Annotated in this window: 19 protein-coding genes; 10 read left to right on the forward strand and 9 right to left on the reverse strand. The window is 61.3% G+C overall.

What is annotated here, in order from left to right; genetic code table 11:
* The first annotated feature begins 90 nt into the window (after positions 1 to 90).
* The 6 genes from ACP7DE_RS21830 to ACP7DE_RS21855 all read left to right on the forward strand — a co-directional run bounded on the left by ACP7DE_RS21830 (position 91) and on the right by ACP7DE_RS21855 (position 7,846).
* Positions 91 to 1,710 carry an ABC-F family ATP-binding cassette domain-containing protein gene (locus ACP7DE_RS21830; protein ID WP_426074057.1) on the forward strand — a complete coding sequence of 540 codons (1,620 nt, stop codon included), beginning with the start codon at positions 91 to 93 and terminating at the stop codon, positions 1,708 to 1,710.
* Between the two features lie 99 nt (positions 1,711 to 1,809).
* A complete protein-coding gene (locus ACP7DE_RS21835) occupies positions 1,810 to 1,938 on the forward strand; it encodes a hypothetical protein (RefSeq protein ID WP_426074058.1) in 129 nt (42 codons plus the stop codon).
* Position 1,939: 1 nt separating this feature from the next.
* Positions 1,940 to 2,398, forward strand: a complete 459-nt coding sequence (locus ACP7DE_RS21840) for a RidA family protein (protein WP_096238138.1) — start codon at positions 1,940 to 1,942, stop codon at positions 2,396 to 2,398.
* Positions 2,399 to 2,514: 116 nt separating this feature from the next.
* A complete protein-coding gene (locus ACP7DE_RS21845; protein ID WP_426074059.1) occupies positions 2,515 to 3,945 on the forward strand; it encodes an amino acid permease in 1,431 nt (476 codons plus the stop codon).
* Positions 3,946 to 4,356: 411 nt separating this feature from the next.
* Entirely contained in the window at positions 4,357 to 5,829 is a 1,473-nt protein-coding gene (locus ACP7DE_RS21850; RefSeq protein ID WP_426074060.1) for an amino acid permease, read from the forward strand.
* 67 nt (positions 5,830 to 5,896) lie between these two features.
* Positions 5,897 to 7,846: an alpha/beta fold hydrolase gene (locus tag ACP7DE_RS21855; RefSeq protein WP_426074061.1), complete on the forward strand. Its 1,950-nt coding sequence runs from the start codon at positions 5,897 to 5,899 to the stop codon at positions 7,844 to 7,846.
* A 90-nt stretch (positions 7,847 to 7,936) separates the two neighbouring features.
* Here the strand turns inward: ACP7DE_RS21855 and ACP7DE_RS21860 are convergent, their stop codons facing one another.
* The 3 genes from ACP7DE_RS21860 to ACP7DE_RS21870 form a co-directional block, all read right to left on the reverse strand.
* Entirely contained in the window at positions 7,937 to 9,889 is a 1,953-nt protein-coding gene (locus tag ACP7DE_RS21860; RefSeq protein WP_426074062.1) for a phosphatase PAP2 family protein, read from the reverse strand.
* 94 nt (positions 9,890 to 9,983) lie between these two features.
* Positions 9,984 to 12,134, reverse strand: a complete 2,151-nt coding sequence (locus ACP7DE_RS21865; protein WP_426074063.1) for an FUSC family membrane protein — start codon at positions 12,132 to 12,134, stop codon at positions 9,984 to 9,986.
* A 90-nt stretch (positions 12,135 to 12,224) separates the two neighbouring features.
* The gene (locus ACP7DE_RS21870; protein ID WP_426074064.1) at positions 12,225 to 13,913 is read right to left on the reverse strand and encodes a M14 family zinc carboxypeptidase; all 1,689 of its coding nucleotides are present in this window, start codon (positions 13,911 to 13,913) and stop codon (positions 12,225 to 12,227) included.
* 149 nt (positions 13,914 to 14,062) lie between these two features.
* On the opposite strand from ACP7DE_RS21870, the gene ACP7DE_RS21875 reads away from it, so the two are divergent.
* Entirely contained in the window at positions 14,063 to 14,638 is a 576-nt protein-coding gene (locus tag ACP7DE_RS21875; RefSeq protein ID WP_426074065.1) for a hypothetical protein, read from the forward strand.
* A gap of 68 nt (positions 14,639 to 14,706) precedes the next feature.
* Here ACP7DE_RS21875 and ACP7DE_RS21880 read toward each other — a convergent pair whose 3' ends face one another.
* From ACP7DE_RS21880 to purB, 6 genes are all read right to left on the reverse strand, one after another.
* Positions 14,707 to 16,860, reverse strand: coding sequence for a S46 family peptidase (locus ACP7DE_RS21880; protein ID WP_426074066.1), 2,154 nt, complete (start codon positions 16,858 to 16,860; stop codon positions 14,707 to 14,709).
* Positions 16,861 to 17,164: 304 nt separating this feature from the next.
* On the reverse strand, positions 17,165 to 17,434 hold the full coding sequence (locus ACP7DE_RS21885) for a GlsB/YeaQ/YmgE family stress response membrane protein (protein WP_426074067.1): 270 nt from the start codon (positions 17,432 to 17,434) through the stop codon (positions 17,165 to 17,167).
* Positions 17,435 to 17,599: 165 nt separating this feature from the next.
* On the reverse strand, positions 17,600 to 18,175 hold the full coding sequence (locus ACP7DE_RS21890) for a YceI family protein (protein WP_426053863.1): 576 nt from the start codon (positions 18,173 to 18,175) through the stop codon (positions 17,600 to 17,602).
* Between the two features lie 38 nt (positions 18,176 to 18,213).
* Positions 18,214 to 18,768 carry a YceI family protein gene (locus tag ACP7DE_RS21895; RefSeq protein WP_426074068.1) on the reverse strand — a complete coding sequence of 185 codons (555 nt, stop codon included), beginning with the start codon at positions 18,766 to 18,768 and terminating at the stop codon, positions 18,214 to 18,216.
* A 40-nt stretch (positions 18,769 to 18,808) separates the two neighbouring features.
* Positions 18,809 to 19,333, reverse strand: coding sequence for a cytochrome b (locus ACP7DE_RS21900; RefSeq protein WP_426074069.1), 525 nt, complete (start codon positions 19,331 to 19,333; stop codon positions 18,809 to 18,811).
* Between the two features lie 186 nt (positions 19,334 to 19,519).
* A complete protein-coding gene (purB, locus tag ACP7DE_RS21905; RefSeq protein WP_426074070.1) occupies positions 19,520 to 20,899 on the reverse strand; it encodes an adenylosuccinate lyase in 1,380 nt (459 codons plus the stop codon).
* Positions 20,900 to 21,176: 277 nt separating this feature from the next.
* Here purB and ACP7DE_RS21910 point away from each other — a divergent pair, with 277 nt between their 5' ends.
* The 3 genes from ACP7DE_RS21910 (at position 21,177) to ACP7DE_RS21920 (ending at position 25,433) form a co-directional block, all read left to right on the forward strand.
* Positions 21,177 to 21,791 (forward strand): glutathione S-transferase N-terminal domain-containing protein, encoded by a 615-nt coding sequence (locus ACP7DE_RS21910; protein ID WP_426074071.1) that lies wholly within the window; start codon positions 21,177 to 21,179, stop codon positions 21,789 to 21,791.
* A 7-nt stretch (positions 21,792 to 21,798) separates the two neighbouring features.
* A complete protein-coding gene (locus ACP7DE_RS21915; RefSeq protein ID WP_426074072.1) occupies positions 21,799 to 22,827 on the forward strand; it encodes a LacI family DNA-binding transcriptional regulator in 1,029 nt (342 codons plus the stop codon).
* A 311-nt stretch (positions 22,828 to 23,138) separates the two neighbouring features.
* Complete coding sequence (locus ACP7DE_RS21920; RefSeq protein ID WP_426074073.1) at positions 23,139 to 25,433, forward strand: TonB-dependent receptor; 2,295 nt, start codon at positions 23,139 to 23,141, stop codon at positions 25,431 to 25,433.
* The last annotated feature ends 12 nt before the right edge of the window (positions 25,434 to 25,445 follow it).

Below are 25,445 nucleotides of genomic sequence, written 5' to 3' on the forward strand. Positions count from 1 at the left end.
TGCCGTGCTGTGCACGGCCTCGCCCATCCCGCCACAGCGCCTTGCGCCGCGCGGGTTCGCCAGCCCTGTCTGCACGTACAAGGAGTATCCATGCCCGCATTACTACAACTCGACCGTCTTTCCTTTGTGCTGCCCGATGGCCGCGCCCTGTTTTCAGATTTGCAATTTGCCTTTGCCCCGCAACGTATCGGCCTCGTCGGCGATAACGGCGTGGGCAAGAGCGTGCTGGCGCGCCTGCTGGCGGGCCAGGCGCAGCCGTCTTCTGGCGCCGTGCGCTGCGACGGCAGCGTGCATTACGTGGCGCAGGAACTCGATCCGCAGCACTATCCTACTGTGGCGGCGCTTGCCGGCATGCAGGACTTGCTGGCGGCACTGGCGCGCATCGCCGCCGGCAGCATCGACGAGGCCGACTACGCCTTGGTGGGCGAACGCTGGGATGCCCACGCCCGCCTGCGCCAGGCGCTCGATGCGCTCGATCTGCGCCATGTCGATGCCGGTACCGGCTCGGCTAGCCTCAGCGGTGGCGAACGCCAGCGCATCGCCCTGCAGGGCGCCTGGCTGTCGCAGGCGGACTGGCTGGTGCTCGATGAACCGAGCAACCATCTCGATGCGCAGCAGCGCGCCCGCCTGGTGGCGCAGATGGCGCGCTGGCCGGGCGGTTTGCTGTTGATCAGCCATGACCGCGCTCTGCTGGAGCACGTCGATGCAATCGTCGAGTTGTCGCCGCAGGGCTTGCGCAGCTATGGCGGCAATTATCCGATGTATGCGCAGCAGCGTGCGCTGGAGCAGGCCGGTTTTGCGGCGGCCCTGCAAGCGGAAAAGGCCGGTGCCAGACGCGAACAGCGCGAAGCGCAGCAGCAGGCCGAGCGCCAAAAGCGCCGTGTCGGACGCGGTGAGCGCGAAGGCCGCGAAGGCAATCAAAGCAAGCTTTTGCTGGACGCGAAAAAGGAGAAAAGCCAGGATAGCCAGGGCAAGCTGCGCCTGCGCGCGAAAGAGGCGCAGCAGGCGCGCCAGCAAAGGGTGATGGATGCCAGCGCCCGCTGCGCGCCCGAGGTAGAACGGCTGTTGCTGGCGCCCGAGAGCCTGGTGCCGAATGGCAAATTGTTGCTGGAGATGCGCGGGCTGGTCTTGCCGCATGGCCAGGCGCATGCCATCAACTTGCTGCTCAGCGGGCCGCGTCGGCTGGCCGTGACGGGTGACAATGGCAGCGGCAAGTCGACCTTGCTGCGCGTGATCGCGGGGCAGCTGGCGCCAGCCAGCGGCGAGCTGCGCTGCCATGCGCAGGTGGCCTGGCTGGACCAGCATGCGGGACTGCAAGGCGGCGAGTGGAGCGCCGTGCAACGCTTGCAGGAACGCAACAGCATCCTGCCGGAAGGCGAGCTGCGCACGCGGCTGGCGCTGCTGGGCATTGCCGGCGCGCGCGCCACCATGCCCAGCCGTTTGCTCAGCGGGGGCGAGCGCATGAAGGTGGCGCTGGCGGCCGAATTGTATGCGCAGGCGCCGCCGCAACTGCTGCTGCTTGACGAACCCGACAATCATCTGGACTTGGCCAGCCTGCAGGCGCTGGCGCAGATGCTGCTGCAATATCAGGGGGCGTTACTTGTGGTATCGCACGACCGCGCATTTCTGGATGGTCTAAACCTTGACCCAGCGGGCTTGACAATGCACAAAAGACAATCAAGTGAAAATAGTCACGCTCGATGCCTGTAGAGCATGCTTCATGAACCGATGCTGAATTTTGTTTGATTGTCGGTATAATCCACTGAATAACCGGGCCTATTTGTGAACTAAAACTGCTGGTTCACCAATATGATGACGTTTAATCTGGCGCTGTTGTCGGTCACTACCGCGCTGCCAGGGCGCCGTCATCCCGCCATCATTCTTTTTCTGCTGCTGATGAATTTCGGTTTCGTTTATATTGTTTTCTTGGAGAAATAGCATGTCGTTTTACGAAAAACTCAAGGCCCTCGACATCGAATTGCCGGTCGTTGCTGCGCCAGCTGCCGCTTACGTGATGCATGCCCGCACGGGTAACACCGTTTTCCTGTCCGGCCACCTGGCCAAGAAGGATGGCAAGGTCTGGGTCGGTCAACTGGGCAAGGACGTCACCACGGAAGAAGGCAAGATCGCAGCGCGCGGCATCGCCATCGAACTGATCGCCACCTTGCAAGACGCGTGCGGCGGCGACTTGAACAAGGTCAAACGCATCGTCAAGGTCATGAGCCTGGTCAACTCCACCTCTACATTCACGGAACAGCACTTGGTGACCAATGGCGCCTCGGAACTGTTCGTCGAAGTCTTTGGCGACAGCGGCAAGCATGCCCGCTCCGCCTTCGGCGTGGCGCAAATCCCGCTCGGTGCTTGCGTCGAGATCGAACTGATCGCCGAACTGGCCTGATCATGTGAGCATGCCGGCGCTTGCCGCCGGCTCGCCCTTTCTTCCTGTCCAGCAAGAGCGGAACCGCCATTGGGGTGGAGGGATCGGTGTATTCAAGAAAAAAACGGAGACACGTAATGAAAACGAGTGAACAAGGCTTGCACCGCGGCCTGGGCGAGCGGCAGATCCGCCTGATGGCGCTGGGCGCCGCGATAGGCGTGGGCCTGTTTTTGGGTTCCGGCAACGCCATCAAGATGGCCGGTCCCGGCATCATGCTGTCGTATATTATCGGTGGCGCGGTCATTTTCATGATCATGCGCGCGCTGGGCGAAATGGCCGTGCACAATCCGGTGGCCGGCTCCTTCAGCCGCTATGCCCAGGATTACCTGGGCCCCCTGCAAGGCTATCTGACGGGCTGGAACTACTGGTTCCTGTGGCTGGTCACGTGCGTGGCTGAAATTACCGCCGTCGCCATCTACATGGGCATCTGGTTCCCCGACGTGCCGCGCTGGATCTGGGCCCTGGCGGCACTCGGTTCCATGGGCGCGATCAACCTGCTGGCCGTGAAAGCCTACGGCGAGTTCGAATTCTGGTTCGCCCTGATCAAGGTCGTCACCATCATCCTGATGATCGTCGGCGGCACGGGCATGATCATCTTCGGTCTCGGCAACGGTGGCGTGGCCATCGGCATCTCGAACCTGTGGACGCATGGCGGCTTCTTCCCGAATGGCGCGCAGGGCGTGCTGATGTCCTTGCAGATGGTGATGTTTGCCTACCTGGGCGTGGAAATGATCGGCCTGACGGCTGGCGAAGCGGAAAACCCGAAGAAATCGATTCCTGACGCCATCAATTCGGTGTTCTGGCGCATCCTGATTTTCTATGTCGGCGCGCTGTTCGTCATCCTGTCGATCTACCCATGGAATGAAATCGGCACCACCGGCAGCCCCTTCGTGATGACGTTTGAACGCCTGGGCATCAAGACGGCCGCCGGCATCATCAACTTTGTCGTGCTGACCGCTGCTCTGTCGTCGTGCAATGGCGGCATCTTCAGCACAGGCCGCATGCTGTACAACCTGGCGCTGCAAGGCCAGGCACCGAAGGCATTTGCGGAAACCACGGCCAGCGGCGTGCCGCGCCGCGCCATCCTGGTGTCCGTCTTTGCGCTGCTGCTGGGCGTGTTGCTGAACTACTTGGTGCCGGAAAAAGTGTTTATCTGGGTCACCTCGATTTCCACCTTCGGCGCCGTCTGGACCTGGGGCGTGATCCTGATCACGCAGATCCAGTTCCGCAAGACCTTGAGCCCGCAGGAAATCAAGAACCTGGCCTTCCGCATGCCGTTCGCGCCGTACGGTTCCTGGATTTCGCTGGCTTTCCTGGCGCTGGTGATCGGCCTGATGGCGTATTTCCCCGATACGCGCATCGCCTTGATGGTGGGACCAGCTTGGCTGATCCTGCTGACGGTGCTGTACTACGTGCTGGGCCTGGCGCCGAAAGAGCGGCGCGATGACGTGCCGCAAGGCTATGAAGCAGGCTGGCCGGCGGCCGATGCACCACACGTCAAGAAGTAAACCAGCGTAGTTGAGCTGAGCCAGAAGCGCGCCCCTGCCCCTGCAGCGGCGCGCTTTTTTTGTTCATAAAAGCAATTTCTTCTGCGCCAACACGCTGGCGGGTTTGCCGGCGCAAGCCTGGCGTTGTTTCCTTGCATCAAAGTTCTGTTTAGCTGAGCCGATGAAAGCCCTATAATCGCTTAGTTTTGAAAATGGACGCGATCTTTCCGGTTTTTTCCAGGTAGGGCCGGAGCGCTATTTGTTTTTACCCGTCATGTTCCTAACAACACCTGACAAAACCGTAGCGAGCGGGATGAGTTGTGGCTAAGAAGCGCAGCTGTGCGAATGCACAGTGAGCATCGCAGGCCGCGAATCGCGACGCGCAGTAGGTTTTGGCAGGTGTTCAAGTGCATGCCTCATAAAGGAATGCTAGTGAGCCAAACCCTGGTCCAGAAACTTTGCCGCACCAAGCCGATCGATACCACGGTCGAATATGGTGAAGGCCTCAGCAGCAGTGGCTTGAGCCGGTCCATCGGCCTGTTTTCCCTTACCATGATCGGCGTCGGGGCCACCATCGGCACGGGCATTTTCTTTACCATGGTCGAAGCTGTGCCCAAGGCGGGCCCATCGGTCGTCCTGTCTTTCCTGATCGCCGCCATCACCGCCGGCTTGACGGCCTTGTGCTATGCGGAATTGTCGTTCCGCATTCCCGCCTCCGGCTCCTCGTATTCGTTTGCTTACGCCACCGTGGGCGAGTTTCTTGCCTTCATCATGGCCGCCTGTTTGCTGCTTGAATACGGCTTGGCGGGCAGTGCCGTGGCCATCGGCTGGTCGTCCTACCTGAATAACTTCCTGGAAAATGCCTTCGGCTGGCATATTCCCGAGATGCTGCGCACGCCGATGATCGTCTCCGGCCCGCATGGCATGGAGTTTCATGCCGGCCACATCAACTTGCCGCCGATCTTTTTGATCTGCATGTGCGGCTTTTTGCTGCTGCGCGGCGCCAAGGAATCGGCCCTGATGAATGCCATCATGGTCATCATCAAGCTGGCGATCCTGGTGTTTTTCATCGTCATCGCGTTTTCCGGTTTTAACGCCGACAATTTCTTTCCCTTCTTTAATAGCGACAACAGCAAGGGCTTTGCCGGCATGACGGGCGTGACGGCCGCCGCCGGCACTGTGTTCTTCTCCTTCATCGGTCTCGATACGGTGGCGACGGCGGGCGATGAAGTGAAAAATCCCACGCGCAATGTGCCGCGCGGCATCCTCGGCGCCCTGCTGATCGTGACCGTGTTTTATTTGTTGGTGGCCGTGGCCGCCCTCGGCGCGCAACAGGCGAAATTGTTCGAAGGCCAGGAAGCGGGTCTGGCGGTGATTCTGCAAAACGTCACAGGCAAGACCTGGCCCGCGCTGGTGCTGTCGGCCGGCGCCGTCATTTCCGTCTTCAGCGTGACCCTGGTGACGATCTACGGCCAGACGCGCATCCTGTTTGCCGTCAGCCGCGACGGCTTGATCCCGAAGTCGTTCCAGAAGATCCATCCGCGCACCCTGGTGCCGGTCAGAAATACCATCATCGTCTGCCTGGTGGTAGCCGTGGTGGCTGGCTCCGTCGATGCGACTTACTTGTGGGACATGGTCAGCATCGGTACCCTGACAGCCTTCATGGTGGTCTCGGTTGCCGTGCCCGTGCTGCGGCACAAGCAGGGCGCCAACCGCATCGAAGGCTTCAGCGTGCCCTTCGGGCCGTATGTGATTCCGGGCCTGAGCATATTGGCTTGCCTGTACATCATGCGCGATTTGCCGCATACGACGTTTGTCGTGTTCAGCGTGTGGATGGCGGTGACGATAGCTATTTACTTCCTGTACAGCATGCGGCATTCGCACCTGGGCAAGAAGGCCCGCTAATGCAGTCTGTTCGATCCGAAACCGCCGCGCTTGCCGGCGGTTTTTTTTATTCTTAACTGGAATTTACATGATGAAAATAACTGATTTGGCCGCCTGCGGCTTGCTGGCAAGCAGCCTTCTGGGTAGCACCGCGCAGGCCGCTCCTGCCAGTGACCTGGTGCTGCGCGATTACCGCGCCGTCGCCCTGTCGGGCAATGGCCAGCGCATTGCCGCCATCGAATCGAGCAAGGCGGGCGAACAGCCGCAGTCTCCGCATGCAGCCATCGTCGTGCGCGACGCCGCCAATGGCACCATCGTGCAGCAATTCGATCCTTGCGCCGTGTGCTCCTATGACAAGCCCAGCTGGTCGCCCGATGGCCGGCAGCTGGCCTTTGTCGGCTACGACGCCAAGGCGGGCATGGCGCATCTGTACTTGGCCACGATGGCACAGGCGCAAGCGCGCGTGTTGACCAGTATCAAAGGCGTGGCCAGCACGGCGCGCTGGTCGCCGGACGGCAAGCAGCTGGCCCTGCTCGCCACGGTGGGGGCGCGCAAGCTGGCCGGCGCCGTGGAAGCAGGTGTGCGCCAGGTGGGCGAAGTGGGTAGCGAAGACGATGCCCAGCGCATTGCCGTCGTGCCTGCCAGCGGCGGAGAAGCGCGTCTGCTGTCACCAAACGACACCTATGTGTATGAATACAGCTGGACCCCCGATGGCCGTGGCTTTGTCGCCACCAGCGCGCAGGGCAATGGCGACAGCAACTGGTGGGTTGCCAAGCTCAGCCATATTGAGGCGGCCACGGGCGCCCTGCGCGTGATCGCCGCGCCAACCATGCAGCTGAACCTGCCTTCCGTCTCGCCGGATGGCAAGACGGTGGTGTTCATCGGCGGCCTGATGAGCGACTTCGGCTCCATCGGCGGCGACCTGTACACGGTCCCCCTGGCCGGCGGCACGCCGCGCAATCTCACACAAGACTATCGCGGCACCTTCAATGGCGTCGTCTGGCGCGGCACCGGCTTGCTGGCGACCGCACTGATCGATTCGCAACTGGCGCTGGTGCCCGTCGATGCGCAAACCGGTCCGGCTCAACCGGTGATGCTTGGTGAACTCAGCAGTAGCGGCAGCGATGGCCGTCTGTCGTTCAGCGCCGATGGCCGGCAAGCCGCTGCCACGCAGGAAAATTTTACGCACGCCAGCTACCTGGTGGCGGGACCGGTGGGCCAGCTGAAAAAGATCACGCGCGACAATGACGGCTTTGCGCCGCAGCTGACGGTGCAAAACGTGGGATGGAACAACGAGCAATACAAGGTGCAAGGCTGGCTGCTGGGACCGTTGAAGGTGGAGGCCGGCAAGCGCTACCCGATGATCGTCAACGTGCATGGCGGCCCGGGTGCCGCCGCCTCACCCCGTTATGTGGCAGCGAGCACCGTGATCGAGGAATTGACGCAAAAAGGCTATTTCGTTTTCCTGCCCAACCCGCGCGGCAGCTTTGGCCAGGGCCAGGCATTTACGCGTGCCAACATGGTCGACTTTGGCGGCGGCGACTGGCGCGACATCCTGGCCGGCATCGATGCGGTGGAAAAAGTGGCTCCCATCGACGGCCAGCGCCTGGGACTGATCGGCCATTCGTATGGCGGCTTCATGACCATGTGGGGCGTCACGCACAGCGACCGCTTCAAGGCGGCCGTGGCGGGGGCGGGCGTGTCTAACTGGATCAGTTATTACGGCCAGAACGGCATCAATCAGTGGATGATCCCGTTCTTTGGCGCTTCCGCGTATGACAATCCAGCCGTATACCGCAGGGCTTCGCCTATCGAATCGATCAAGGCAGCCAAGACGCCGACCCTGATCTATGTGGGTGAGCGCGACGTGGAAACGCCGGCCGCCCAGTCGCTGGAATTCTGGCACGGCTTGCGCGCCATGGGCGTGCCGTCCAGCCTGTTCATCTACGACGGCGAAGGCCATTCCTTCCGTAAGCCCGAGCACCAGCGCGACTTGCAGCAGCGCATCGTCGGCTGGTTCGAACGGTACTTGAAGTAAGGATAAAGAAAGCCGCACGAATGAACTGAACCGTTAAGCTACTTGGTTTCAGTTCACGAAGGCGGCTTTTTGCATGCTGGCGGATGCGGATCAAGTGTCTAGGCGCAATTGCAAGCCCGTTGCCGTGTAGGTTGGCGTCACTTTAAAGCCGTCGACGCTGATCGTGTCGAACTTGCCTTTCAAGCTGGCAGCATTGATGACGCTCAAGGTGTCGCCTGCGGCCGGCTTGTAGCCATTCTGGAACGTCACGTTCAGGCTACCGCCCGCAACCGTCATCTGGCCCGCCACGCTCAATCGGCCACCCTGGCCGTTACCCAGTTTCAGCTCCAGCTTGCCTGTTGCCAGCTGCGTGTACCGGCCGGCCAGTGCCAGACTCGACTGGGCGTTGCTGAGCACGGTTCCGCCGCTGACATACACATCGCCCTTGCCGAAAGCGGTGGCGGAGTTGGCTTCAAGGCGTCCCGCTTCCACGTGCGTTCCACCGCTCCAGCTATTGTTGCCGCCGAGTTTCAGGGTGCCCGAGCCTTGCTTGTTCAGCTTGCCTGTGCCGCTGATATCGTTGCGCCAGCGGTCGACGGAATAGAAACCGCCCTTGGCCGCATCCATGGCCACCACGACATTGCCCGTGAAGACGGCATAGCCATCGGCGGCGGCAAACAGATTTAGGCGGCCCCAGCCTTCAGCATCGTCCATCACCGGGTAGCCCGATGGCAAGGCCGTGGTTTTCAGCACCACGCGGCGCTGCGCGTCGGACAGATATGGCAAACGCGTTTCCAACAGCACTTCTGCACCCTTCGGCACGACGGCCGGGGCATTGGTGGCGCCCGTCTGCGCGAAGCCGAAGGTCAGGCGGCGGATATAGGTGGCCTTGGTGCTGGCGTAGTCCGAAAAACGGTCGTTGGCGTTGGTGCCCGAATGAGCGTAGTCATAAAATGTGTCGGCCGTGGTGCCCGTCCTGGCCATCAGGGTCGTGTGCGCCTGCGTCACGGCGGCAGCCTTGGTGGCGGCCGTGGCAGGGTCGAGCAGGTTGGCGGCGACGATGGCTTGCGCCTGCACGCGGCCGCTGATCACGTCGAGCGGCGAATGCATGCCGGCGATGATGCGGTTTTCACCCAGTTCCAGGCCCCGCGCCACCATTTCCTGGTAGCGCTCGGGCAAGGCATAGGCCATGCCCAGCGCGCCGCGTACGGCTTCGGCCGAATGGCCGCTGGTAAAGCCGCCATCGGTGGCCGGCGTGGCGCTCTTGGCCGGCACCAGGGCGGGAATCAGCACCACATTGCTGCTCCAGCGAAATGGCCGCGCATATTTGTAGAAGCGCTTGGCCGGTTCCGTGGAACCATTGTTGCCCATGGCATTGACGAGGCCAACCACATTGCCGAATTCGGCATTGGTGCCGCCCGCCACGCCCGTGTTGCTGCCGCTGTCGTTGTAGAGCTTGCTTGTCGCGTCCGGCGCGATGTCGGTGATGCTGGTGGTCTGGCGTGCCGCGCTACGCCAGGCGTCTGTCAGCGGACCCATGCCATCGGTGATGCTGTAGCCCTTGCCGCGGCGGTCGTCCAGGTAGGCGGCCAGTTCCTGCGCCGGCGTGCGGCTGGTGGTGGCTTTGATGACGAAATCGATGTTCGCGTTGTGCACGCTGGCATTGAGGATGGTGCCTCCCGGCGTGCCATCGTTGGGCACGCCCGTCCAGGTGGAGGGTGCGACGGCGGGGAAACCGTCCACGGCCGGCGCGGAAACGCCGGCATCGACGATTTGCGTCAACGGTTTCCAGATGTCGAGCATGCCGATCAGCACGCGCACGCCAGCATTCGTGGCGGCCGTGGCATAGCGGGCGTCGCCGCGCTGGTTGCTGGCGATATTGTCGACAAAGGGGATGGCCGTGGCCGATGGTGGCGCCGTATCGGGAGCGCCCTGGTCTGCTGGCGCTGCTGGAATGACGAGCGCCGCTTCCCGGTGATCGGAACCGCCGCAAGCGGCAAGGGCGAGGGTGGCGCTGATGGCCAGCGCCAGTGGCAGGCGCCGGGTCAGGGGAGATGCGTGCATGATTACCTTGGCTGTAAGTGGAAAAACCATCGCAGCATAAAGAGCTCAGATGACCTCCTGATGACACCACTTACGCCTGGGCGGCCGAAAAATATTATCTGGGCGCCACGATATGCACGATCGCCGCGCTATGCACCACGATCTTGTCGGCATCGGCCTGCAACAGGCGAATGCGCCTTTTGACCAGCGGCCAGCCCGACCAGACCACTTCGCTGACGGGTGAAGCAGCAGGGGCGGCCAGCGGGGCACTGATGCTGGCCATGTTGTCGAGCTGCTCCAGCGCGCGCGACAGGGTCAAACACACTTGCGTATGGCTGTGGCTGAGCAAGGCGTTGACGGGTGCGACTGGCAGCTGGCTGGCATGGCGCCCCAGGATCGAGCGCAGTGCCGCCACGTGGGCTACCAATAAGTAGTTTTGCACGATGAACAGGTTGATGTCTTCCACGGCCCGCTGCTTGCTGGCCGGTTCGTCGAGCATGCGCACCAGTGCCGAGCTGAGCGCGGCCAGGCTATCCATCAGGCGCTTGCGCTCGATGCGGTAGGCGAAGTCATCGAAACATTTCCCCTGCAGCAGCGCGAAACTGGCCTGCATATAGCTCAAGTTTACATTCAGTACCTGGCGCACCAGCCGTGGCAGGCTCTGGTATTCCCAGTTGGCCAGCACGAAGCTGAACACGGTGGCCACCGCCGCGCCGATCAGGGTATCGATCAGGCGCTCACTGACCAGGTTCGGGTTGCTGGGCGCCACCAGGTGCATTTGCAGCAAGATCATCAGGCTGACAGCAATGGCCGTGTAGCGGTAGCGCAGATAGATGAAGGTGGGCGTGGCCACGATGGACAGGAACAAAATGGCCATCAGCACGATATTGCTGTGGACGAAGCGGATCACGATGGCCGTGATGACGCAGCCGATGATGGTGCCGAAGATGCGGTCGGCGCGGCGCTGGCGCGTCATGCTGAACGTGGGGCGCAGGATGATGACGATGGTGAGCACGATCCAGTAGCTGTGCGCCGCGTACGGCAGCCAATGGCCAATTAGCAAGCCCACCGAGATGGCCATCGAGACGCGCAGGGCGAAGCGGAATATGGGCGAGTCCAGGCGCAGGTTGGACAGCAGGGTCTTGAATTCGTACTTTTGCTGCGACAGGAAGGGTGCCATGTCCGCGCCGCTCCAGAAAGGCACGTCGGCATAGACTGTTTGCGTGGCCAAATGCAGTTCGACTATCATCTTCAGAATGGCGCGGATCTTGTTGCGCTGCGCGCGCAAGGTGGCCAGCGCTTCTTGCGTGTTGTCTCCTTTCGCTTGCAGGCGGGCAATTTCTGCTTCGATATCAAACCATTCCTTGTCATAGCTGATCTGCGCATACGAGGCGCGCTTGCGCGTGACGGCGTAAGCGACGGATTCGATGTCGCGCGCCGCCTTGTAGGCGAGGTCGTGCAAGGATTTCAAGACGTCGGAGTCGGCCAGGTGCTGGCGCAGCAGCGCGTAATCGGTGTGCGTGGAAAGGATCAGTTCATATAAATCCAGCATGCACACATGCACTTGCACGACGATGGCATCCTTGCTGTTCTTGTGGCTGCGCAAGATCAAGTCGCGCGACGCCTGCTGACGGTCGGCCAAAATGCTTTGATGGCGCACCAGCTTGTTGAACTGTTCCGTCAAATTAAAACGCGTGTCGTAGAAATCGGCCTTGATGTCGATGTAGGCCGCCAGTTCGAACAGCGCTTCGGCCAGCACTTGCTGTTTAATGCGGTGGCGCAAAACCCAGGCGATGGCCATGGCGTAGGCCAGATAAATCAAGCCGCCGAGCATGAACAGGCCCGCGTGGTGGAACGATTGCTGCCACGTCATCTGGTGCTCCATCGACATAGTCATGATGAACAGGGCGGCCAGTTGCAAGGGCATGGATTTCTTGCCGTATACCACCATCATGCTGGCGAGGAAACTCACCAGCACGAGCACCGTCATCAAAAGCCACTGCACCGGCCCGCACAGGCTGATGAGTAAAGTGACGGCGCTGCACAGCAGCACCGAGGCCAGCATCTCGTTGAACTTGTGACGCAGCGGGCTGGGCATATCCATCAGGGTCGTGCACAGGGCGCCGATGCACACCGTCATGGCGGTGGCGCTGTCGCTGATTTCCTGGACCAGCAAGGCCAGGCCGACCAGCCCGATGGCCACGCGCAAGCCCAGGTAAAAATAATGGCTGTAAATAAAGGTGCGCAGGTTCAGTGCGTAGTGCATGGGATTACCTTGTGGGTAGGGCACAGAAAGAGGCGCCGCAGCGGGGTTTCCGATGCGGCGCCAGGATGTTGCATTCGCTACAGCCCCGAGTTACATCAGGGCAATGACCGGGTAACGCCGCCATTCCGGTTCGGCAAAGCGCTGGCAGTTGGCGAAGATGAAGTCGAGCACGGCTTCCTGATTGCTCAGCAAGGCTGGGTTCGCTGCTTTCCACTCGGCAAACTTGGCCGCCAGCGCCGGCTCATCGCGCAGCAGTTCGGAGGCCATGTCTTCGAACACGTAATCGGAAAACGCTTCCTTCTTTTCCAGCACGCTGTTGAAGAAGCCCCAGCGGAAGAAGCTGTCGTGTGCCTGCGGTTCCAGGGTTTCCACGGCGTAGCGCGCGTTGTCTTGCTCCAGGCTGATGACATAATCGCCCGCCTGCACGCTGAACTGGCCCGTGCGCGCTTCCACGTCCACTGTCTCGTGGAACATGTGGCCTTCGTAGGCGGTGGCGCGCGTGCCGACGTTGGTGATGTGGTAGTAGCGCGCCGTTAAGGTCTGTTCTGCGGTGATGCGGCTCATTTCGACACCGTTCCAGCGCAGCCGCTCGATCACTTCGCGCCAGGCTTGCGGCACGACATAGGCTTTCGGCGCGGCGACGGTGACGTCCGCATCGAAGCGGTTGTAATACTTGATATCGCGTTCCCACGGCTGCGAGCGGTCATACGACAGGCGCTGGTAGTCGCCCAGCATGCTCGGCGTGTATTGGGCCGCATAGCCCTTGAAGGGGAAGGTCGACGGCTGCTCTTCGTTCATGGCCCAGTGGATCGGCCATTCGGCCTGCGTGCGGCCGGCCGCCTTGGCTTGTGCGCGCAGTTGTTTGATCTGCTCGCCATGCTGCACGGTAAACGCCATGGTGATGTCGAGCAGGGCGCGCATGGAAGCGTAGCGGTCGGCAAACGGTTTCAGCATGTGCGTTTCCGGCATGAAACCGATGACGTGATGCAGGGCCGCAAAACCTGTCGAGAAACGCGGTACTTCGAGGAATTCGGCGATGCCGTGGTCCGGACTATCCTTGACGGGATTCACATATGGGCAGGTCGGCCAGCCCGCTTGTTCCATGCGCGCAAAGATGTGCGGCAGCATGGTGTCTTGCAGGAAGGGGCCCAGTCCATTGCCCAGCTTATCTGTCTGTGTGTGGATCAGGGTCATCGTGTACGGGTAATCGGCGCCGTTCGACGTATGCGTGTCGACCATGACGTCCGGGTCCCAGCTGGCCAGCAAGCGGTTGAACACTTGCGCGTTCAGGCTGTCGCACTTGATGAAATCGCGGTTCAGGTCCAAGTGGCGGCTGTTGCCGCGGAAACCGAATTGCTCCGGCCCATCCTGGTTCACGCGCGAGGTATTGGCGCGGTTCAGGCTGCCGTCAACGTTGTAGATCGGAATGAAAAGCAGCACGGTGCTGCCCAGCGCCGCCAGACGCTCGGGCTGCGTGCAGAGGTCGCGCACGATGGCCATGCAGGCATCGATGCCTTCCGGTTCGCCCGGGTGGATGCCGTTGTTGTTGAAGAACACAGTGCGGCCTGCGCGCTTGATCTGTTCGCGGTCAAACACGCCGTCCGTGCTGACGACGCCAGCGTGGATGGGCACGCCCGAGTCGGACAGGCCGATCTGTTCGAAATGCAGCACCTGCGGGTAGCGTGCGGCGAGATCCTTGTAGAAAGTGATGCATTCCAGCCAGGTCGTGGTCTGGTTCTGGTTACCGAGTTCGTAGGTCGTGCGCAAGTCTGGTGGCATAGCGGTCTGAGTCTGGGAGGGGGAAGGCGCGCTGGGTAAGTACGCCCGCTAGGGGCCAATTGTAGCACCGGCGCTTCTGCCTTGAGGCGCCGCAGGGCTTGTTGCAGTACTTGTGTTATGAATACGTTTCGCGCGCGAGGGGAGGCGGCATGGGCAAGGCAGTGATGGCAGCGATGGCGGCGCTGATGTGGTGGGCTTGCCTGGCGGCACAGGCGGCGCCGTTGCGCTTGCCGGTGAGCAAGGAACCCGTGACGCAGGGCGGCTCCGTCACGGCCAACGCGCAGGGCGCGCTGATACGTTACCGGGGCTGGCTGCTGGCCGTCGATGGCGCAGTGCCGGAAGAACGGCCTGACGTCTTGCTGACGTCGGCCGATGCGCGCCAGGCGCCGCAACTGCAGATCGGCCCCACGCGGCGTGCCTTGCCCCCGTGGTCAGTCTTCGAGCTCGTCAAGGGAAGCACGCGCTTGCGCATCACGGCGCTGCCGGGGCCGGAGGCTCCCGCGCTGCTGCTGGACTTTGGCGATAGCGACTACCGTATCGTGATTCCCGCCGCCCGCATCGAGCGGCCAGCCTATCAGCTGCTGGCGCAGCGCTTTCCCGGCGCCGACCTGGCCTTGCTGCTGCAGGATGGCCGGCGCGTGATGCTGCCGCTGGGACGCAGTCGGGCGCAGGTGTTTGGCGCGGAGCAAGCCGTGCCATACCGTTTTACCAAAGTAAAACGTTAGGCGAAAAAAAGCCACTCCCGCAGGAGTGGCTCAGCTTAAAGCGCCCGTTGCCGGGTCATTGCTTCTTGTTATTCAGCGCCCATTTCTTTCAGCAGCTTGTCTGCGTGGTCGATGTGTTTCATGTTCCACAGCATGTAGCGCAGGTCGACCTGGATCGAACGGGTGTTGGCCTTGTTGTAATCCCAATCGGAAATGATCGAGTCCAGCGTGCCGTCGAAGGCCAGGCCGATGAATTCGCCTTTGGCGTTCAGGGCAGCCGAACCGGAGTTGCCGCCGGTGATGTCCAAAGTGGCCAGGTAGTCGACCGGCACGGTTTTCAGCTTCGGATCGACGAATTTACCGAAGTCCTTGGCTTTGATCGCGGCCAGCTGATTTGCTGGTGCATTGAACTCGCCCTGGCCCGTGGCTTTGGCAACGACGCCATTGACGGTAGTGAACGCGGTCCAGGTGGTGCCGTCGGCGCCGTGGTCACGGCCGGCCACTTTGCCGAACGTCACGCGCAGGGTGCTGTTGGCGTCAGGATACACGGCTTGCCCCTTGCTCTTCATGAAGGCGATCTTGGCTTTCATGTAGTTGGCGTAGGCTTGCTGGATCTTGCCTGCCAGTTCTTCGTCTTCCGCTTCGTTTTTCAGCGAATCAGGGTACATGGCAACGGCTGCCTGGATGAAGCTGTCCTTGCTAGCCTGGAATTCAGCTGGCGTGCGTTTCAGCCATGCTGCGCGCTCTTCCTTGTCGCCCAGCTTACTGCCCGCATACAGCTTGTCCAGGGCGGCGGACAAGTCGGCTGGCGACATGCCATCCTTGATGCCGATGGCGGCGTCGAAGCTGGCGCGGCGTTGTGCTGCCGGTTGCGCGGCGTACTTGGTCAGGCTGTTCAGTACCAGCGCTTTGTCGACTTTTTCATCGTAGGTGCGCTCGACCGCGGTGATGCCCGCTTCCATGCGTGGCAAATCGCGCGTCTGGTAGCCGGACTTGCGTTCCGTATCGGCCTTGGTGCTTTCGTTGGACAGGCGGTACAGGCTGCGTGCCGTGTTCAGCAGACGTGGCTGTGCGTAGCTCAGGAAGAAGTCGCGTTTGGTGTCGGCATCGCGTTCGGCGATCAGCTTTTCCACTTGCTCGATATCGCCGGCAAATTCCGCCTTGCGTGCAGGATTGGCGTTGACCCAGGTTTTCAGGGCTTCGTGTTGCGTCGTCTTGCGTGCCAGGAAGTCGCTGCCGGCGTAGGAATCGAGCATGCCTTGGCGGTTCTTGTAGTAATTGTTCACGCCGGCGACTTGGCCCGCGTATTTCAGGGCCACGTCCTTGTTGTCCTTGGTTTCACGCGCGATGATGGCCAGGGTTTCGCCCGACGCTTTCACGAAGGCCGGGTAGTTCCAGTCAAACGTGAACGCCACTTCCGAGGGCAAACGGTGACGGTTGGTGCGGCCAGGGTAGCCCAGCGCCATCACGAAATCGCCTTCTTTCAAGCCATCCTTGGCCAGTTTCAGCACGTGTTTTGGCTGGTAAGGTACGTTGTCCTTGCTGAAGTCGGCAGCTTTGCCGTCGCGGCTGACGTAGGCGCGGTAGAAACCGTAGTCGCCTGTGTGGCGTGGCCACATCCAGTTGTCGGTGTCGCCGCCGAATTTACCTACGCCCGCTGGTGGCGCGTGTACCAGGCGCACGTCGCGGATTTCCAGTTGCTTGATCAGGTAGAACTCCAGGCCGCCGTAGTAGCTCGACACGGTGCAGCGGAAGCCGGCTTCTTTTTCGCATTCGGCGACCAGTTTCTTCTGGTTTTTCTCGATCGCGTCGATGCGTGCCTTGCCTTGCAGCTTGGCTACGTCGGCGGTGATGATCTTGTCGCTGACATTGGTTACGGCCGAGGTGACGAAGATGCGGCTGCCTGGGGCGGCCGGCAATTCTTCAGCGAAAGTCTTAGCCAGGAAACCGTTGGCCAGCAAATCGCGCTCCTTGGTCGAATTGACCGCCACGCTGTTGTAGACGCAATGGTGGTTGGTGGCAACCAGGCCTTGCGGCGAGACGAACGAGGCCGAGCAACCGCCCAGGCTGACGATGGCGCCCATCGGGAACTCGGTCAGTTTGGTCAGGGTGGTCGGATCGAGTTTCAGTCCGGCTGCTTTCAGTTCCTTGGCTACTTGTGGCAGCTGTTGGGGCATCCACATGCCTTCGTCGGCGTGTGCGAAGTTGCTCAGGATGGCGAGCGCGATGAGAGATTTTTTCATTCGAGTTCTGTTCTTTTAGATGTAGGGAAGTCGGAATCAGCGGAGTACCCGCTGATTTGTGCAGCGGGCGACCTAGAGTATCCGTATCGAACTCGTACTAGTCAATCACATTTTCCGGACGGCATGTTCTTGCATGGTTGCTTAAATGGCATGGTTCTTCGTGGTGTAGGGGCAGGAACCGGCCGCCAGCCCGCATTTTCCCGTGCGGCTGCCGTGGTATTGTCCATACATGTCTTGGCGGCAATAAAAATGGCCGGGCGCTTGCGCGGCCCGGCCATTTGCTGATGCGCTACTATTTATCTGCTTAGCGTATTTTGCCGCGGCGCAAAAGATTCACGATGCCCAGCAGGATCACGGCGCCCAGGAACGAGACCAGCAAAGCAGACAGGCTGAAATTGTCGCTATTGATGGTGCCCGTGCCGAACAGGGGCGCCAGCAGCCAGCCGCCCAGGAAGGCGCCCACGATGCCGACGACGATATTGAGGAAGATGCCCTGTTGCGCATCCGTTTTCATGATCATGCTGGCGAGCCAGCCGATGACGCCGCCAATAACGATCCAGATAATGAAATTCATGTAGTCCTCCGCGCGATGGGTGAGTGGGGTTTCATGTCAGAACAACATCATGCCAATGGATAGTGATACAGCACGATAGAAAAGTCCAGCGGATTTGCGCTGTGCATGCAAAAGCCCGCCTGGCTGCGGGCAGCGAGGCGGGCTTGTCATGCGGCAAGGTCTTGTTTAGTCAGCCTTGATCGCTTCGACCTGGATGGCCAGCTTGACTTCCGGCGAGAACGCCGGCATGCCGTAGTTCAGGCCAAAGTCGCTGCGCTTGAATTCCGCGCTGGCATCGGCGCCGCACACTTCGCGCTTGTAGCGCGGGTGCATGATGCACTTGAATTTGCTCACATTCAATTTGACGGGCTTGGTCACGCCCAGCAGGGTCAGTTCGCCATCGACTTCCACCAGTTGATCACCGTTGAACTTGAACGACTTGCTCTTGTAGGTGATTGCCGGGAATTTTTCCACGTTGAACATGTCCGCTTTTTTCGCATGCGTGTTCATGGCGTCGAGGCCGAAATCGATCGAATCGGCATCGATGACCAAGTCCAGGCTGCCCGTCTTGGCGGCACGGTCCAGGGTCACGGTTCCCTTGGTCTTGTTGAACTTGCCGCGCCAGACGGACATGCCCATGTGATCGGCTTCAAAGCTGGGGAAGGTGTGCGTCGGGTCGAGGTTGTAGGTGTCGGTAGCGGCCATGGCCGAACCCGCGCCGGCGGCTGCCAGCACGGCGATCATCAAGTGCTTGAATTTCATTGAATTCCTAATTAAGTTAAACAACAGATTTTCGGGTGTTACTGAGCAGAAACATGGAATTTGATGGTGACCTCGTCCGCAACCATGCTCGTGTCTTTCCACTCGCCTTCGCCGATGTTATAAGTCAGGCGTTTGATTGGCAGGGCGCCGTCGAAGGCATATTTGCCGCCGTCGGCTTTCACCGTCAGGGGGAAGGTCACGTCGGTCGTCTTGCCTTTGATGCTCAGCTTGCCGCTCACCGTCAGCTTGCCCGCGCCGGCGGCCTTGATGCTGCTCGAGACAAAGGTGGCTTTCGGGAATTGGGCCGCGTTGAACCATTCTTTCTTGGCCACTTCCTTGTTGTACTCGGGGTCGCCGATATCGATACTGGCCGTGTCGATTTCCACCGACGCTTTCGAGGCGTCCGGCGTGGCCGGGTTGTAATCGATGGCGATATTGAATTTCTTGAACTTCGCTTCCACGGGCACGTTCATTTGCTTGAACACGGCTGACACGCTGGTCTTGGCGGGATCGACTTTCAGCAGGGTGGCGGCGGTGGCGGCCACGGACAGCCCCAGCAGGGAAGCGAGGACGATGCGTTGGGTGGTTTTCATCTTATTTTTCCTGGAGTTTCAGTGAGCAAGGGGAAGAACGTTAAGGCAGCATGCGCTTGAGCACGCCATCGCGGTCGATGAACTGGTGCTTCAGCGCTGCCAGCACATGGGCGGCCACGGCGGCGGCCATCGTCATGTTCAGAACATAATGAATCTCTTTTAAAAGTGGCTTAAGTTCCGGGTTCGGCGCCATGATGACCGGCAGCTGGAACAGGCCCAGATAGACCACCGGCACGCCGGCGGCCAGGGTGTACAGGTAGCCGGAGACGGGCACGGCGAAGATCAGGATGTACAGCAGTACATGCATGGCGTCGGCCGCCTTCTTTTGCCAGACAAGCATGCTGGCCGGGTGCGGCGGCGGCACGTTGGCCTTGCGCCACAGCAGACGGATGGCGGCGATGGCCAGCACGGTCACGCCCAGCCACTTGTGCCAGGAGAAATATTTGAGCTTGGTGGGCGTCAGGCCCGGAATGTCTGTCATGACCAGGCCCATGACAAAGGCGCTGATGATCAGCAGGGCCGTCAGCCAGTGCAGGAGGATGGCGGTGGTGGTGTAGCGTTGCATCGGCGGCTTTCTTGAAAATAGTACGCATTAGGACTAATTCGGCCTAATATACCAAAGAAAAGCAAATTGCGCTGCGTGCTACAGATTCTACAAGAAAGATTGCCGGAAAAACCGCGGGGCGGGCAGCATTTGTGTGCTGGCCGCCCCGCGGGAGTGGATCTGCTTGATCCAGGTACAGATTGTGGCTTAGATTGCCTTGGCCAGTTGCGCCGCGATGCCGATGTAGTTACCCGGCGTCATGGTCAAGAGCACGTCCTTGGCATCTTGCGGAATGGCCAGGCCATTGACGAAGGTTTGCAGCGCTTCTTTCGAGATGCCCTTGCCGCGCGTCAGCTCTTTCAGCTGCTCGTACGGATTTTCGATGCCATAGCGGCGCATCACGGTTTGTACAGGCTCGGCCAGCACTTCCCAGGTGGCGTCCAGGTCTTGCGCCAGGCGCGCGTGGTTTACTTCCAGCTTGTTCAGGCCGCGCAGGCAGCTGTCATAGGCCAGCAGGGTGTAGCCCAGGCCCACGCCGATATTGCGCAGTACGGTCGAATCGGTCAGGTCGCGCTGCATGCGCGAGACGGGCAGCTTTTCCGACAGATGTTTCAGGATGGCATTGGCCAGGCCCAGGTTGCCTTCCGAGTTTTCGAAGTCGATCGGGTTGACCTTGTGCGGCATGGTCGACGAGCCGATTTCTCCCGCTTTCAGTTTTTGCTTGAAGTAGCCCAGCGACACATACGTCCAGATGTCACGGTTCAAGTCCAGCAAGATCGTGTTGACGCGCGCGAAGGCGTCGAACAGTTCGGCCATGTAGTCATGCGGCTCGATCTGGATGGTGTACGGGTTGAATACCAGGCCCAGGCGCTGTTCAATCACGGCCTGCGAGAACGCCGGCCAGTCGAAGCCCGGATAGGCCGACAGGTGGGCGTTATAGTTGCCGACGGCGCCATTCATCTTGCCGAGGATTTCCACTTGTTCGATGCGCTTGACGGCGCGCTGCAAACGGGCCACGACGTTGGCCATTTCCTTGCCCAGGGTGGTCGGGCTGGCCGTCTGGCCGTGCGTGCGCGACAGCATTGGCACGTCGGCATTGTCGTGCGCGATCTGCGTCAGCTTGGCTACCAGGCCGTTCAAGGCTGGCAGCATCACGCCATCGCGCGCGGCTTTCAGCATCATGCCGTGCGAGGTGTTGTTGATGTCTTCCGAGGTACAGGCGAAATGGATGAATTCCGACGCCGCCACCAGTTCCGGCACGTCCGCCACTTGTTCCTTCAGCCAGTACTCGACAGCCTTGACGTCATGGTTGGTGACCGCTTCGATGGCCTTGATGCGGGCCGCATCGGCTTCCGAGAAATCGGCCGCCATCTTGTCGAGCAGGGCGCTCGCCTCTGCCGAGAAAGGCTTGATTTCAGCGAAACCGGCTTGCGACAGCGCTTGCAGCCAAGAGATTTCCACTTTCACGCGGTGGTGCATGAAACCGGCTTCGGACAGGATCGGGCGCAGCAGATCGGTCTTGCTGGCGTAGCGGCCATCGAGCGGAGACAGGGCCGACAGCGTGGAATACGGAGGTGTAGAAGTCATGAGAGCGGACGCAAGTTAAAGAAACGGTTGGCGTGTGGCGCGCGGGGAGGGCAGGTCTATTGCAATACAGCAACACTGGCGGCGCCACAGTAAAGGGCGATTTTACCACCGCTGGCCGCTGGTCAGCCGTCCGTTGGCCGCCGGCACGCCGCATTTTGGCCGAATCCGGCCCCGATGCGGCGTGCCTGCCACACCCTGGAGACCGCTGGGCGCGTACTGCCAAACGCCGCTGCCGCCGATGCTATACTGCTTGCTGCTCCTTTACCTTAAAGTACCTATGAAACTGATCGGTTCCCTCGCCAGCCCGTATGTCCGCAAAGCCCGTATCGTGCTGGCGGAAAAAAAGCTCGACTATGTCTTCGAGCTGGAAAACGTGTGGGCGCCGGAAACCCGCATCGCCCAGGCCAATCCGCTGGGCAAGGTGCCCTGCCTGGTGATGGAGGATGGCAGCACGCTCATCGATTCGAAAGTCATCGTCGAATACCTCGACACGCTCACGCCCGTGTGCAAGCTGCTGCCGGCCGGCGGCAATGGCCGCGAGCGGGCCGATATCAAGAACTGGGAAGCGCTGGCCGACGGCATCCTCGATGCGGGCGTGCTGGTGCGCCTGGAGCGCACGCAGCGCCCGCCCGAGCAGCAAAGCGCGGCCTGGATCGCGCGCCAGCTGGAAAAAGTCACCCTGGGCCTGGCGGCGCTGGAGGCGCGCCTGGGCGAGAGCGCGTATTGCGCCGGCAAGAACTACACCTTGGCCGACGTGGCCGTGGGCTGCACCCTGGGCTGGCTCAGCTTCCGCTTCCCGGAAATCGACTGGCGCGCGGACCATCCCGCGCTGGCGCGCCTGTTCGACAAATTGTCCGAGCGGCCATCGTTCAAGGACACCGTGCCGCAGTGAGCGTACGATGACCGGGACAGATTCGAAGGCGCAGCAACGCCTGCAGATGGCCGATATCGCGCGCCTGGCCGGCGTGTCCACGTCCACCGTGTCGCGCGCGCTGAGCGGCAGTTCGCTGGTCAACGAAGAGACGCGCGTGCGCGTCATCGCGCTGGCCCGTTCGCTCAAGTATTCCATCAATATCGGCGCGCAAAACCTGCGCCTGAAACAGAACCGCACGGTCGGCGTGGTGGTGCCGTATGACGCGGCCACGCGCCAGCACCTGTCCGATCCTTTTTTCCTCAGTATGCTGGGCAGCCTGGCCGATGCGCTGACGGAGCAGGGCTTCGACATGCTCATTTCGCGCGTGGATGCCGAAACGCTCGATGCGGCCGCCCAGTCCTTCGACAGCGGCCGCGTGATCGGCATCATCCTGATCGGCCAGTGGCGCCACCATGAACAATTGAACCAGCTGGCCGCGCGCCAGGTGCCCATCGTCGTGTGGGGCGCGCAATTGCCGCAGCAGCTGTATTGCACCGTCGGCGGCGATAACATCGCCGGCGGCAGGCTGGCGACGGAACACTTGCTGGCGGCGGGACGCCGGCGCATCGCCTTTTTTGGCGACGCCAAGCTGCCCGAAGTGGCGCAGCGCCACCAAGGTTATGCGCAAGCGCTGGCCGCGCGGGGACTGGCGCCCGACCCGCAACTGTACGTGGCCGGCTCCTTCCTGCCGCAGGGTGGCGCGACGGACGTGCAGGAACTGCTGGACCGCCACCTGTCGTTCGACGCCATCTTTGCCTGCAGTGACTTGCTGGCCATGAGCGCCATCAGCGCCCTGCGCGCGCGCGGCGTGGCCGTGCCGGAACAGGTGGCCGTGGTCGGCTACGACGATATCGAACTGGCCGCGTATTTCCATCCGCCGCTGACCACCGTGCGCCAGCCGATCCGCGCCGCCGGGCGCGCGCTGGTGGCCTCGCTGCTGGCGCTGGTCGACGGCGCGCCGGCGCCATCCCAGCAATTGCCAACCGAGCTGATCGTACGCGCCTCGGGCCGCTGAGGTGCGTATGCCCATCGATTGCAACCGATTGCAATAATTTAAAATTTATCCTTATATTTTCATGCTGTTGTGCAGCATGAAAAGCGCTGTGTGCTCAGCGCATAAGCGCTGTTTGCCTCTGTAATTCCCATATTATTCTCTTAAAAACAACATAATTCCCATGTTGCAGTGCTCGATTGCAATCGATTGCAATAAATTCTTATTCGTTGAATAATGACGTACCGGCACAGCCAGCGCGCCACGGCATGCAGCGGCCAGGACTCATAACAAGCGGATACCTCGACGTATCGGCGTACAACACTGGAGACAAGATGAAGACACGTACTGCTCAACGCGGCTGCATGGCCGCAGCCGTTGCCCTGGCCATGCTGCAATGGGGCGCCGTCCAGGCGCAATCGGCCGGCGACACCGCCAGCGCCACCCCCGCCGATGGCCTGAACCTGGAACGTATTGTCGTTACGGGCACCACCGGCGGCACGTCGAAAATGAAATCGAGCAATTCCGTCAGCAGCATGGAACTCGACACCATCCTGCACAACGCGCCCACCAGCGCCGCCGAAGTCCTGCGCTCGGTGCCGGGCTTGCGGGCCGAGTCCTCGGGCGGCGAAGGCAATGCCAACATCACCGTGCGCGGCCTGCCCATTTCCGCAGGCGGCGCGCGCTATGTGCAGATCCAGGAAGACGGCTTGCCGGTGCTGCAGTTCGGCGACTTCAACTTCACCACGCCCGACAGTTTCGTTAAGATCGATTCCACGCTCGACCATCTGGAAGTGGTGCGCGGCGGCTCGGCCTCCACCCTGGCCACCAATTCGCCGGGCGGCATCATCAATTTCATCAGCAAGAACGGCAAGGAGCAGGGCGGCAGCGTGGCCATCAGCCGCGGCCTTGGCTACGACCAGACGCGTGTGGACTTCGATTACGGCGCGCCGATTTCCGAGCGCACGCGCTTCTTCATCGGCGGCTCCTGGCGCACGGGTGAAGGCATCCGCCACAGTGGCGTCAACAGCGAAAAGGGCGGCCAGATTCGCGGCAATCTCACGCATGAATTCGACAGCGGCTTCGTACGCCTGTCGTTCAAGCACCTCGACGACCAGTCGCCCACGGCCTTGCCGGTGCCGGTCAGCGTGCGCAATGGCCGCATCGCGGAAATCGCCGGCATCGACCCGCGCAAGGCCAGTTTCTATTCGCCGTACTGGGTGCCCGACATGGTGCTGAACAAGGATAACCAGCGCGTGACCACCCGCGTCAACGACGGCTTGCACGTGAAGAGCGATACCGTGGGCCTGGAAGCGTCGTTCAAGCTGGGGCAGGGCTGGAGCGTGAGCGAAAACTTCCGCTACGCCGACAATTCGGGCCGCTTCACGGGCGTGTTCCCGTCGAATAACGGCAGCGAGGGCAACTATGTGTTTGCCAGCGGCCCGAATCGGGGCAAGCCTTACACCGGCCGCGCGTTTTCCGCCGTGGTGTTCAATACCTCGATCGACGACGCCAGTAATACCCTGAGCGACACCAAGCTGGCTAAGACTTTTGTGCTCGACAGCGGCAAGCTGACCACCACGGCCGGCCTGTACTTGTCGCAGCAAAAGCTGGGCCTGACCTGGAACTTCAATGAATACCTGATGCAGGCCACGGGCGACCAGCCGGCGCTGCTGCAGACGGTCAGCGGCACGCCGGGCTACATCGGTCCGGCCTTCGGCGCCTGCTGCTCGCGTGCCGTCGACATGGAGTACCGTACGACGTCACCGTACCTGAACCTGGCCTGGGAAAGCGGCGCGCTGAATCTCGACGGCGGCTTGCGGCGCGACCGCCAGCATGCCAGCGGCACGGCCAATCAAGCCACCGGCGCGCAAGCCTACCTGCCGTCGACGGTGCAGCAGGTCGACTACACCTTGGGCCACACCTCGTACTCGCTGGGCGCGAACTACAAGCTGCAAGCCAACCTGGCCGTGTTTGCCCGCGTCAGCGAAGGCGTGGCCTTCAATGCCGACCGCATCCTGTTCGGCACACCGTTGGATGGCAGCGTGCCGGTGGCCATCAACACCGTGCGCCAGCTCGAAGGCGGCGTGAAATGGCGGCAGGGACCGCTGAGCACCTTTGTCACCGTGTTCCAAGCCAAGACCAAGGAAAGCAATTACGAAGCGACTACCCAGCTGCGCACGGCCAACAGTTATGAAGCCAAGGGCGCGGAGCTGGAAGCGGCCTACAGCGCCGGTGACTTCCGCATGAATGGCGGCCTGACGTTCACGGATGCCGAGATCACGGGCACGGCGGCGGCCGACGTGGCGCTGATCGGCAATACGCCGCGGCGCCAGGCGCGTGTCGTCTATCAGCTCGCGCCCACCTATGAGTGGGGGCCTGCCACTTTCGGCGCCAGCCTGATCGGCACGGGCAAGTCGTGGGGCGACGATGCGCACACGATCACCTTGCCCGCCTATCAGGTGCTCAATGCCTTCGTCAATTACCAGCTCACGCCGCAAATGCAGGTGGCGCTGACGGCGAACAATCTGCTCAACAAGATCGGCTATACGGAAGTCGAGGGCGATGGCCATGCGGCCCGCTCGATCACGGGGCGCGCCGTCAAGGTCAGCCTGAAATACGCATTTTAAGCAAAGATAGGA

The organism is Janthinobacterium sp. DSP2-3-3 (assembly GCF_049897325.1).
Classification (GTDB): Bacteria; Pseudomonadota; Gammaproteobacteria; order Burkholderiales; family Burkholderiaceae_D; genus Janthinobacterium.